We start from the raw sequence: 12,098 nt of genomic DNA, 5'->3' as shown, positions 1-12,098 counted from the left end.
CAAATGACCCGTGTCATTTGACAGTCTTACATTCCTTCGAAATAACGGAAGGAATGTGAAGTCATTATTACCGTGCGTTATTCTGGAACCGAATAAGCCCGGCATTACCGGGGATTAATTTTTGAATTCTTACGGACAGTGATGTTTGAGGAAAACTGAATAACCACCGCAGCGGTATTTTCCCCCTCACCCCCGCCCTCTCCCTCAAGGGAGGGGGGGCGTCCGTGTCTTCATCACGCGTCTTTCGTCTTCAGCGACGGCAGTTTAGAAACCAGACGCAGGGAAACGGTCAGACCTTCCAGCTGGTAGTGAGGACGCAGGAAGAACTTCGCGGCGTAGTAGCCCGGGTTATCTTCAATCTCCTGCACCTGCACTTCTGCAGCGGCCAGCGGTTTACGGGACTTGGTCTCCTGAGAGGAGTTCGCCGGGTCACCGTCGACGTAGTTCATGACCCAGTCGTTCAGCCAGCGCTCCATCTCTTCGCGCTCGCGGAAGGAGCCGATTTTGTCGCGCACGATGCACTTTAGGTAGTGGGCAAAGCGGCAGCAGGCGAACAGGTACGGCAGACGAGAGGCCAGACGCGCGTTGGCGGTGGCATCCGGGTCGTGGTACTCGGCCGGCTTCTGCAGCGACTGCGCGCCGATGAAGGCGGCAAAGTCGGAGTTTTTGCGGTGAACCAGCGGCATAAAGCCGTTTTTCGCCAGCTCGGCTTCACGACGATCGCTGATGGCGATCTCGGTCGGGCACTTCATGTCCACGCCGCCGTCATCGCTCGGGAAGGTGTGGCACGGCAGGTTTTCCACCGCCCCGCCGGACTCCACGCCGCGAATCGAGGTGCACCAGCCGTACTCTTTGAAAGAGCGGTTGATGTTGGCAGCCATCGCATAGGCGGCGTTCGCCCAGGAGTAGCTGTTGTGGTTCGCGCCGTCGGTCTGCTCTTCAAAGTCAAAGCTGTCGACCGGGTTGGTGCGAATGCCGTACGGCAGGCGCGACAGGAAGCGCGGCATCACCAGGCCCAGATAGCGGGCATCTTCGGATTCACGCAGCGAACGCCAGGCGGCGTATTCGGTGTTCTGGAAGATCTTGGTCAGGTCGCGCGGGTTAGCCAGCTCCTGCCAGGACTCCATCTGCATCACGCCCGGTGCGGTACCGGTGATAAACGGACAGTGCGCCGCAGAGCCGATGCGCGCCATTTCACCCAGCAGCTCAACGTCCTGCGGGCTGTGGTCGAAGTAGTAGTCGCCGACGATGCAGCCAAACGGCTCGCCGCCGAACTGACCGTACTCCTGCTCGTAGATTTTCTTGAAGATCGGGCTCTGGTCCCAGCCCACGCCCTTGAAGCGCTTCAGGGTGCGGCCCAGCTCCTGCTTGGAGATACTCATAAAGCGGATCTTCAGCATCTCGTCAGTTTCAGTGTTGTTCACCAGGTAGCTCAGACCGCGCCAGGCGCTCTCCAGCTTCTGAAACTCGTCGTGGTGAATGATCTGATTCACCTGCTGCGACAGCTGCTCGTCAATACCGGCGATCAGGTTCTGAATGGTGCGGTAGGTGTCGTTGGAGAAAGTGACGGTGTTTTCCAGCGCCTGCTGCGCCAGAGTTTTAACCGCGCTTTCTACGGCAGAACGGGCCTGATCGGTTTTTGGGCGGAACTCTTTGTTCAGCAGCGCGCTGAATTCATCCTGGCTGAACGCCTGACCCGCCTGCTGCTCGTGTTGTTGAGTCTGGTTGCTCATCGATTATTCCTCACTACCTTTCGCGCTTTCGTCATTTTTCGGCAACTGGCTCAGGGATTTGAGCAGCGTCGGATCCTGCAGAATTTTAGCGATCAGCTCTTCCGCACCGTTTTTGCCGTCCATATAGGTCAGCAGGTTGGAGAGCTGGGTACGCGCTTCCAGCAGCTTATTCAGCGGCTCGACCTTGCGGGCCACCGCATCCGGCAGGAAGTCGTCCATGCTGTCAAAGGTCAGATCCACGTTGAGCTTGCCTTCGCCGGTCAGGGTGTTATCCACCTGGAACGCCACGCGCGGCTTAAGCGCCTTCATGCGTTCGTCAAAGTTGTCGATGTCGATTTCGAGGAATTTACGCTCGTCGACGGCCGGCAGATTTTCAACCGGTTTGCCGACCAGATCGGCCATGACGCCCATCACAAACGGCAGCTGAATCTTACGTTCTGCACCGTAGATCTCTACGTCGTACTCGATCTGCACGCGGGGGGCACGGTTACGTGCGATGAATTTCTGCCCACTGTTACTCATTGCCATGATGTTCTCCATCAAAGATGCGCGGTGAAGGTGAAACGGCAGGCTCCATGCCTGTCGTCATAATGCCTGGACGCGTTATTCGCGGCGCCCAAAGATGTTTTCAAGTTGGTTAACGCCGTCTGGCGCCAGGTCGCGAATAATGTCCATAAAGTTAAGTTCTGACAGCCGCTGCACCCGTTCAATCATCAGCGGTGCGGGGTGGCTCGGTTCGTACTGCGCAAAATACTGCTTCGCTTTTTCCAGCATCAGCTGCGCGTCGGCGCGGCTGGTGACCTGCACGCTGCGCCAGTCGGTGACCGGCTGAACGGGCTGCGCTGCCGCCGACTGCTGCTCGGCCTGGGGTTCTGCCTGCGCCTCGCGGTTCGGCAGCAGCTTGCTGATGTCGGTTACCTGACACGCGCTGGCGACCAGTCCGACGGTTTTCAGCAGCTGTTCCATCTCGGGCACGCCGCTTTCACCGAGATGCCCGGTGAGAAGCTCGCGAATCGCCATCAGACGTTCGTTAATGACGATAACCGCGGCGGTGCCGGGCTGGTCGCCGCGGGCCAGCTCGTCAATCAGCCGTGGACGGCCGCCGGGATAGTCCGGACATTCCGTCTTGCTGCCGTCCAGCAGGGCCTGGGCATCCCGGAGCGAAATTTCATCGCCGTTTGAACGCAGAAGCGAGGCGTTTCGCACGGCGACGGTGAGGTCGGATTTATCGCTCAACCCTGCCAGGGCGTTAATGCGATAGAACGGATCGGTTTCGCCATACTCTTCCAGCAGCGGATAGAGCGTCTCCCAGTAACGGGCGATCGCCTCCTGCACCAGCAATAATCCGTCCGCGTAGCCCGCAAGCCCGCGGCGGCGCGTCCAGGCATGGGTTAACGCCAGCAGTACGCGAAGATCTTTGGTGCGGGTCAGCAGGCTGGTGGCGTATTTTTCCACCGTGTTCCAGTCAGCGGGCTCTGCCGGGATAATGGTGTCGCCAAACTGCTGTTCCGCTTTCCCAAGACTTGCCTGATTCATGATCTGGAAGTCGGCGTCGTACTCCAGGTTTTCGCCGCAGGGTTTTTCGGGGCTTATTGGCGCGAGAAATTCTTCGATATTCATGAGATCCCTGCTTATTCAAACATGGGCGGATAAAGACCGTGACGCCCCGGACGGGCGCCCCCTGCCGGGTCGAACAGCAGGGTGAAAAGCTGCCCGGTAAAGTTACCGCTGTGCACGTGGGTGTACAGCGGGTAGCCGTCGCAGCGGTTGGTCCACCAGTAGCTGGTCTGGCGCAGCGGATCAAAACACTCAGCCGCCTGAGGCCAGCCCAGCGTGCTCTGGCCGTCCTCGTCATAGCCAATCACATCAAGGATGTCGGAACGCTTTTGCGGCTCGACGGGCTGCGGCGCCGGGATGGTCATCAGCATCTCATCCAGCTGCGAGGCGGAAAAACTGTTGCGCACCGCGTGCAGCCCCAGGCGCCCAATCTGCTGGTACCAGCTTTCGGCCTGGCTGAGCAGGCTGGTCGACCACTCTGACGGGGCGAAGCTCAGCTGAAGGCAAACCGGGTACTGGCGGCCAACGCTGTCGCGGCCCGGCAGCAGGCAGCCCATCTGGATCATCTGGCTGCCCAGCATGGGCGGTACCACAAAATTCCAGACTGGCGCTTTGTGAAACTGGCGCTCGCCGCTGCGCTGCTCTTCCTGCTGCCAGGCCAGCAGACCGACCTGGAACCAGTGTGACCACTGGCGCTGTAAAGTGTCAGGAAAGCGACGCTGCAAAAAATCTCCGGCGCTGGGTAACTTGCCATACCAGCTGTAGCGGTTCATCGCAGGGGTATTCGTCATACGGCTGTCCTTGCGGTTATGGGCATGAGAAACGGGGAAGCTGGAACGGGTTACGAATGCTGTTAGGCGCAAACTCCAGCGTGACCTGATGTCCGTCGACGTTGAAGGTGGCCTGACGGCTCAGGCTACCCGCGCCCGGGCTGGTGCTCGCTTTATCAAAGAAGCGGTTGAGCGCCCAGGCGCCGTTGGTGACCAGCGTCGCCGTGCTGCCGTTCGCCAGCCCCAGCTGCATGCGTACCTGGTTGGTGCCGCCCGGCCCCGGCCAGTTCATGATCTGCACGGCCTGCGGGCCGTGGCTGTAGCGCAGCAGCTGGCCGTCGACGTCCAGCGTCAGGTTCAGAATGGAGTTATCCATTCGCACGGTGCGAACCGTCACCTTGAAGGACGGCGTCGTGGCGCCATTAGCAAAGAAAGCGTCGCGAATCGACTGGGCCTGCTGGAACGGTCTCAGCAGCCCTTCACTTCCCGGCAGCGTTTTACCGTCGATGCCCGGCATAAAGCGCCAGTTTGCCTGCGTGGTATCCACTTTATTGGTCAGATTGTCGCGGAAGAAAGCGTCCATCAGCCCGGTTCCCGGCGCAAACATGCGCGCGAGATCGTCAGGGGTGACCTCGGTGCTGGCGCTGCGCACCAGCGGGTAGCGACCGGCGATCGCCTGACGGCAGAATCCTCCCACCTCAACGTTAATACGCTTCCGCACGTTTTCGAGGTCGCGGCGCTGGGTATCGCTGCTGGCGCCCACCGCCATATTGCTGAACATAGTTTGTAGCCCGCCCGGCAGGCGACCGGCGCTGGCCTGCAGGCGGCTGATCGCCTCTCCGCCCGGTGCCGGCATGCCGCTGTTGGCCGCGTCCTGAACCGCGGTCAGGTAGCGATAGAGTTCATCCACCTGCTTGAGAAAATCATCAAACACGATGGTCTTCCCGCCCTTCTCCAGCGGCTGCGCCAGCTCAATCATCGGCGCGTAGTGGTCGGTGACCAGCTGTTCCGGCGCCTGGGTGACCACGGCGGCCTGGGTCGGCGCAGCGTCATTGTTGCTGAACAGCGCTTCCAGCGTGCGGGTGGCGCGGTTGCTCTGCGCCTGCGCTTTATCCGCATCTTCCGGCGCTGGCGCATTACGCGACAGCGTCAGGACCTGGCTCAGGTTCTGCACCAGGCGGCGCAGCGGCGAGTTTGCGCCGGAGAGCAGGCGCGCGGTGTTGATGCGCTGGGAGAGATCGGCGCTGTTATTGAGCTGAATGTCGGCGAGGAAGCGATCCCAGTTCGCGATAAAATCGCGCATGTAGAGCTGGCGCACGGCGTTATCGATCTGCTGTTTATCCTCCTGCGCCGTCGCGGCCCCCAGCACCCAGGCGTCGTCCTCGTGCAGAGCGGTGGTTACGCTGTCAATCTGGCCGTTAAAACTTTTCCAGTAGCCGTCCGGCGTATAGAGCCCCGGTACGCCTTCGCTGACCGGCTTGCCGCTTTTGCGGGAAAATACCAGCTCGCTCTGCGGCCCGCCCAGGTCGGAAAGGGAAACCGGCTTCAGGTTTTCATCATGCTCCAGCAGGCGCTTGAGACGACCGTACACCCGCGTGGAGAGCGGCTGCTGGCCGATCATCGCCCTTTCGCGGGCAACCAGCGATTCGTCCTGCGCGTACGGCGAGGCCTGAATTTTCGGCTCCAGCAGCTGCGTCAGGTGCCATTCAAGCTGCTGCAGCTGCGCCTTCGTGACGTTCTGCGGCAGATTCCGCTGCAGGTTGAGCATCACCCACGAATGCAGGAATTTGCCGTCGTAGTGCTTCGGCTGATACAGCATCTGATAGGCTTTCAGCGCTTCATAGCTGTATTCCACGTCGCTACCGTTGTCGTTGCGCAGCCAGGTGGTGATGTGCATGGCAACGGCAGGCAACAGCATCTGATCCAGCGCTTTCTGGTACAGCGACTGCGAGGCATCGCTGACGTCATCTCCGCGGTAGAGCCCCATACGGCGGGATACGGGCGGATCGTTCACATCAAACGCGTCGCTTTTCGGCAGATCCACCAGACCGTTCAGCAGCGGCAGCAGATCGAACAGGTCACGCTGGGTCTGGTTCTGCAACGCCTTGCTCTGCTGGTCCAGCAGCGGCACCTTCGCATCCACCTCTTCCAGATAGGCCTTGTTTTTGGCATAGCTGGTCAGCCACAGACCGCCGAGGATCACCAGCAGGGCCAGCAGCGCCGCGTAGCCGGACCAGATCACCGCCCGGTTGCGCAGCTCCCACCAGCGGTTTTCGCCCGCGATCCCGGCTTCCTGGAAGATGACGTTTTGCAGGAGGTTCTTAATGAAGAAACTCTGACCTTTTGCCCCCGGGATCGGCGCTTCTTTGCTGACCGAATCCCAGTTATCCGCCTCTCCCCCTTCCGGCAGCGACAGCGCGCGGTTCAGTTCGCCCATCACGCGGTCGAACGGCATGCCTTCCTGAGTCCCGCTGGCGAAGTAGATCCCGCGCGGAGAGAACTCGGTTTCGAAGTTGGAGCGGGCGAAGACCGTGCTCAGGTAGTCCGCCAGTAGCGGACGCAGCGCGGCGAACTCCTGCGGGAAGAGATACGCTTCGGCGCGGGTTTTCGCGTCGTGCTCTTTCAGCATGGTTTCCGGCAGCCCGGCATCGAGGCGCTGCTGCAGCAGAGAAAACTCCTGCTGGAAGTTGCCCATCAGGTCGTAATCGGCGTGTTTGGTTTGCTCCCACGGCAGGGTAAAGCCCCAGATCTGGTCGCGCTGCGCTTTGTCGTAGTCGGCAAACCAGGCGCGGAAGCCTTTAAGCAGGTCGGCCTTGGTCACCATCACGTAGACAGGGAAGCGAATACCCAGCTGTTCATGCAGCTCGGACAGACGCTGGCGCAGGTTCACCGCCTGCTGACGGGACGCCTCGGCGGACTGGGTGAGCAGGTCAGAAATGCTGATGGTGATGATGACGCCGTTGATCGGCTGGCGGCGGCGATACTTACGCAACAGGTTGATGAACTCCAGCCATTCGCCGGCGTCCTGTACCTGCTCGCTCTCCTGGGTGGTATAGCGGCCCGCCGTGTCCAGCAGCACCGCCTCATTGGTAAACCACCAGTCGCAGTTACGCGTGCCGCCAATGCCCCGCAGCGCGGTCTTACCGAAGCGATCGGCCAGCGGGAACTGTAGCCCGGAGTTAACCAGCGCCGTGGTTTTACCGGAGCCCGGCGCGCCGATAATGACGTACCACGGCAGCTGATAGAGATATTGCGTGCTGAAGCGCTGCGTCCACTGGGCGCCCTGGCCCGCTTTGCTGAAGTGCGCTTTTTTCAGCATCTGCGCGGCTTCATCAAAGCGGCTGGCGAGGATCTGCTCCTCGCTGTTCAGCCGCTTCTGCGGGTCCGCCGCTTCCGGGCTGGCGGTGTTCTCCTTGAGCTTGTCCATCAGCTTGCGGTTAAGCCAGGCATTGTACAGGCGCGGCAGAATGTGTCCCTGCGCCCAGAGCAGATAGACCACGGCGATGCTGATAATGCGGTTCTGTTCAGACTCAAGCGGTCGGGTGTCCACGATGGACAACAGGGGACCAATCATCCAGATCACCGCCGCAAGCGCCGTTACGCCGAGGAAGCTCCACAGAATGCGGTTGGTCAAGATGGAAAGAAGTGTAGTCAGCATCCTTAGTTTCCTTGCGGCAATCCGTTCAGCTCGGCCTGAGTGTTTTCAGGCGACACCAGCAGAGTAATTTCCACACGGCGGTTACGGGCGCGGTTTTCAGGCGTCGTGTTCGGCGCCACCGGGTTAATCTCGCCCCGCCCTTCAGCTTTCACGCGGCCAGGCTGAGAGAGGCTTCCCTGCAGCATTTTCTGTACCGAGCGGGCGCGTTCCAGAGAGAGTTCATAGTTCGAGGCAAAGCGCGCGCTGCGGATCGGCACGTTGTCGCTGTAGCCCACCACCAGAATTTTGCCGCTGACGTTATTCATCGCCTGCGCAATGCGGTTGATGACCGGTTCATAGCGGTCACGCACGACGGTAGAGGCAGAGGCAAACAGCCCGTCGCCCTTCAGGATAACGACGCTGCGATCCGCTTCGTCTTTCACCGCGACCAGGCCAGCCTCGATTTCAGGCTTCAGGAAGCCGCGCAGGTTCAGCACCGCTGGTAGCTGACGGGCCTGCTGCTGAATAGTGGTTTCCGGCAGCTGGGACTGGTAAATCTTCGCCAGCACCGGGTTGGTGTTATCGCCAAGGCGCCAGTTAAGCACGATATAAAACAGACAGGCGATAAACCCGGCCAGCGCCACACAGGCCCACAGGGGAACCATCGGCCGCCAGAGCTTGCGCAGCACCGGACGATCTTCCGGATGGGGAGAAAGCGGCGGCGGATAGCTGCCGCGCACGCCGCGGATCATCTGCCACAGCCGCTGCTTGATGGTTTCAAGCTGCGTGCGGCCATTATCCAGTACCCGATAGCGTCCTTCGAAGCCCAGCAGCAGGCAGTAGTTGATCATCTCCAGCAGCAGAATATGCTCGCGCGGGTTCTGCGACAGGCGCGCCAGCAGCTGGAAGAACTTCTCACCGCCCCAGGTTTCGTTATGGAAGGTCACCAGCAGACCGTTGCTTGACCAGACGCCGCTGCTGCCCCAGGGGGTGAGCGCGGCGGCCTCATCGAGCGCCGTACACAGGCAGTAACGCGCCCCGACGATCACTTCGTAGGGCAGCCCCGCCTGCTGGCAGCGGACTTCGAAACGGCGAATCTCATCGATCAGGCGCTGGCGTAGTGCCACCTGATCGTCATGGGAGACCGAATGACGGATCTGCGGAATCGCGTTGAGCAGCGGATTGGCGGCCGCCACCAGCTGATTGTTGCTACTGGCCCCGGTAAACGCGGCATCACTGCCGGTGTCCTGTCGTTCCTGCATATTAAGCGCTCGCTTTATTATTCTGTCGGGCTACGGATGGCCCAAAACTCCATATCCAGCCCCGGGAACTCCCCTGCAAGATGCAGGGCGAATGCGCCGGACTTATCCATCTCGTGCCACAGCTCGCTGCCCTTCTCCAGTTCAAAGTAGCTGTAGCCGGCATGCCACGGGATCTGCGGCGGCGCGACCGGCATGGCGCGCAGCATAATGCCCGGCAGCTGAAGCTGAACCAGATCGCGGATTTTCGAGACCGGCGCGACCTTCATCTGCGCCGGGAAATGGGTTTGCAGGTGTTCGCCTGGCACATTGGCTTTTACCGCCAGCACGAAGCCGAACTCGCGCACCATGCTGGTTTCAGGCACCGTAGCGATGTTCAGGCCATGGGAGCGTTCGTTCAGCGGCAGCTGAATCGCGTGGTCTTCCATCACCAGCGACAGCCCCTGACGCAGCATCAGCATCAGTTTGCTGAAGCAGTTTGCCAGATCGTCATGATCGTAAATCGGCAGCACGCTTTCGGCGGTACGCTGCGACGTCCAGGTGGCTAGCTCGGTCGCAAACGGCAGCCAGCTGCGCCAGAGCGTTTCCGGATGCAGCAGCGGGAGGGTTTTTAAATGAGATACTTCGCCCAGATGACGGTTAACCAGCGACAGCAGCGTGAACTCAATCAGTTCGGAGGTGTTAAAGCGGCCAGGCTGGCGCAGACGACCGCCAATTTGCTGGCTGCGCTGGACCAGCAGACCGTGCAGATCGTTGATCATGCTGTAGATCTGCGGGCTGTTGTTGGCGTTGAGCATCGGCGGGATGTAGCTGTTGTCGAGCCGCACGTGGTTGTCGTTACGTTTCTCTGTCACAAACGCCACGCCGATGGCGGTCCATTCCGCCGTGAGGTCTTTTTCCAGCATCAGGGTCAGACGCAGGCGGCCAAACTGGACGGTAGCATCCCCCACCGACATGGCGTTATCGTCCTCCACCTCCTGCTCGAACGCGATAAAGCGCGCCAGCGAGGATGGCTCTTCGCTGAAAATCACCTCTTCTCTCTCGCCACGACGAACCGGCAGTGCGAGCACCACCTTTTCGTTGGAGAGGTTGTCAGGAATTTTCAGCGGTACAGGACCGTTGCGCCCGTTGCGCACCTGGAAAAAGGTGCCGTCCGGCAGCAGCCCACTGCAGTAGCTCAGGGCAATGCATCCCTGACGAAGCATCGCTTCATCCAGTTCAACGTCGAGAAAGCCCCAGAGATACGATCGCTGCAGCGCGCCCCATTCACGAACATGGTTGAGCAGATAGCTTTCAGTCCGCTGAAAATGGTGTGGACGCAGGAACATGCCTTCGGTCCAGACGACCTTTTCTGCTTTCGTCATGATGATGTGTTTCCTGTTTAGAAGCGCGTTACTGGCTGATGACCCGAATGCCGTTCACGTCGAGAAAAACGTTGGCCTGAAGTTCATCGGCGGACCATTTCCAGAACTGGTAGATATGATTTTCGCCAGGCACGGGCAGAGGGAGTGAAACGCGCCATTTTTTGCCATCCAGCACCTGGTACTCCGCCATCACGCCGATGTAGCGGGCCTCCGGCGAGCTTTGCCCGCTGAGAGTTTTGGACAGCTGTCCCGGCATCAGGAAGAACACATCGCTGTTCAGCAGATTCGCGCCAAGCGTGGCTGACGCGTTGTTCTGCAGGGAGTAGAAGTCGCTGGACATGAAATCCGCATCGGATTTCAGCAGCAGCACCCGAACCTTAAGCGGCGCAGATTCGTTGATTTGTGGATGAGCCTGAAACTGCAGATTGTAGCGGGAGGGGTCGCTGTGTGAAGACGACGTACAACCACTGACCAGGGCGAAAATCACCGCGTAAAAGAATAACCACAGCTTATGAAAATTTTTATTATTCATAAAAATGCGCTCATGCAAGCCGTTTAGTTCAGGATCCAGGTACCGTTAGCGCTGTCTTTGCAGGCTTTGCTGTTGCCATCGACGTCGACACAGGTCGCTTTTTTACGCGCCTTCGGACGAATGGCCTGTTTACGCACGGCGGCGTCGTACAGGTCGGCCTTGATCACGGCGCGCATCGGGACGTAACCAATCAGCTGATCGTTACCTTCATCGGCAAGCGCCATCCAGTAGTGTTCAACCTGCCCCAGCACCACGTAGGTTTTTCCGGTGTCGAGAGTACGGATAACTTTGCCGCCGAAGTCAGGACGGCTCATCAGGGAGGCCGGATACATGGCGCGATACGGTTCGTTGACCGGGTTGAACTCCGCAGGCGGCGCCACAGCGTGACGGTGGGTTAAGGTCACGCCGTTGACCTGGCTGGTCTCGATCGTATCGTCGTTGATCACAGGTTTCTGCGGCGCTTTACAGCCCGCCACCGCCATTACAAACAGAAGTGAAAACAGTACGCGCATTTTCATATGCTTTTCCGTAGCGATATTTCGATGATGAAGATAAGGGGGTGAAGTTTGACTTAGGTGCTATTGTTAAAATAGCCAGGATATTTTCGGGGCGTTACTATTTTAAGGGCATAGCTACCGCACGAGCCCTTCAGAATAAGGCCCAGTGTCTTCCTGACATATTTTGACAAACGGTAAACAAGTTTACATGAGCTTCGTCTCAATTCAATATTTACCGGTACGTAACTGTTGGTAAATGAAGCAGTCGGAAAATTATAGGATTAATCCTATGAAAAAACCCGATACGACCTACGCCCTTTTATTTTTTAGCCACACAACATTACAACCACATGTTTTATATATGGAAAATACAAAAGAGAACCACTTTCATTAACGCAATACGGCTATTATCGCCACTACCATAATTAGTAGAATTCGCGTATTGGTGAGGTCAGCAGAATATATGAACCATGAATTATTTGTTGCACTAAAAGGGTATCTTTAATATTGAATGCACGCGACAACGTGAAGGTAACTATTTCACTTATGTTGCACGACGTTAATTTCACGACTCAAAATAACTTTATATTTCGCGTTGCGACAATTACCCCGTCAGGCCTGAATTTTAATCGTCAATCATTAAGCCTGAGTTAACCATCCTGACATTACCGCAGCCGAAAATGCTCGCAATAGCCCCGCCAGCTGCGAACATTCTTTATTGCTGCCGCTCAAAGGCTTCATTCGAAATT

Annotated in this window: 9 protein-coding genes; all 9 read right to left on the bottom strand. The window is 58.6% G+C overall.

Annotated elements, in window-relative coordinates; genetic code table 11:
* Nucleotides 1–233: 233 nt before the first annotated feature.
* The 9 genes from tssC to WM95_RS12735 all read right to left on the bottom strand — a co-directional run bounded on the left by tssC (nucleotide 234) and on the right by WM95_RS12735 (nucleotide 11,370).
* Nucleotides 234–1,733, bottom strand: a complete 1,500-nt coding sequence (gene tssC / locus WM95_RS12775) for a type VI secretion system contractile sheath large subunit (protein ID WP_023336028.1) — start codon at nucleotides 1,731–1,733, stop codon at nucleotides 234–236.
* 3 nt (nucleotides 1,734–1,736) lie between these two features.
* Nucleotides 1,737–2,261, bottom strand: a complete 525-nt coding sequence (gene tssB, locus WM95_RS12770; RefSeq protein WP_008502644.1) for a type VI secretion system contractile sheath small subunit — start codon at nucleotides 2,259–2,261, stop codon at nucleotides 1,737–1,739.
* Nucleotides 2,262–2,336: 75 nt separating this feature from the next.
* Complete coding sequence (tssA, locus tag WM95_RS12765; protein WP_088544795.1) at nucleotides 2,337–3,353, bottom strand: type VI secretion system protein TssA; 1,017 nt, start codon at nucleotides 3,351–3,353, stop codon at nucleotides 2,337–2,339.
* Nucleotides 3,354–3,364: 11 nt separating this feature from the next.
* Entirely contained in the window at nucleotides 3,365–4,081 is a 717-nt protein-coding gene (gene tagF / locus WM95_RS12760) for a type VI secretion system-associated protein TagF (protein WP_023312158.1), read from the bottom strand.
* A gap of 16 nt (nucleotides 4,082–4,097) precedes the next feature.
* Complete coding sequence (tssM, locus tag WM95_RS12755) at nucleotides 4,098–7,718, bottom strand: type VI secretion system membrane subunit TssM (RefSeq protein ID WP_063409827.1); 3,621 nt, start codon at nucleotides 7,716–7,718, stop codon at nucleotides 4,098–4,100.
* Between the two features lie 2 nt (nucleotides 7,719–7,720).
* Nucleotides 7,721–8,959 carry a DotU family type VI secretion system protein gene (locus WM95_RS12750; protein ID WP_088544794.1) on the bottom strand — a complete coding sequence of 413 codons (1,239 nt, stop codon included), beginning with the start codon at nucleotides 8,957–8,959 and terminating at the stop codon, nucleotides 7,721–7,723.
* 17 nt (nucleotides 8,960–8,976) lie between these two features.
* Entirely contained in the window at nucleotides 8,977–10,320 is a 1,344-nt protein-coding gene (gene tssK / locus WM95_RS12745) for a type VI secretion system baseplate subunit TssK (RefSeq protein ID WP_063409828.1), read from the bottom strand.
* Nucleotides 10,321–10,348: 28 nt separating this feature from the next.
* Complete coding sequence (tssJ, locus tag WM95_RS12740) at nucleotides 10,349–10,852, bottom strand: type VI secretion system lipoprotein TssJ (RefSeq protein WP_047652274.1); 504 nt, start codon at nucleotides 10,850–10,852, stop codon at nucleotides 10,349–10,351.
* Nucleotides 10,853–10,875: 23 nt separating this feature from the next.
* Complete coding sequence (locus WM95_RS12735; protein WP_023312163.1) at nucleotides 10,876–11,370, bottom strand: hypothetical protein; 495 nt, start codon at nucleotides 11,368–11,370, stop codon at nucleotides 10,876–10,878.
* Nucleotides 11,371–12,098: the final 728 nt, after the last annotated feature.

It is taken from the genome of Enterobacter cloacae complex sp. ECNIH7 (assembly GCF_002208095.1).
In the GTDB taxonomy this organism is placed as follows: domain Bacteria; phylum Pseudomonadota; class Gammaproteobacteria; order Enterobacterales; family Enterobacteriaceae; genus Enterobacter; species Enterobacter cloacae_M.
This window is presented reverse-complemented; position numbering and strand designations above follow the sequence as displayed.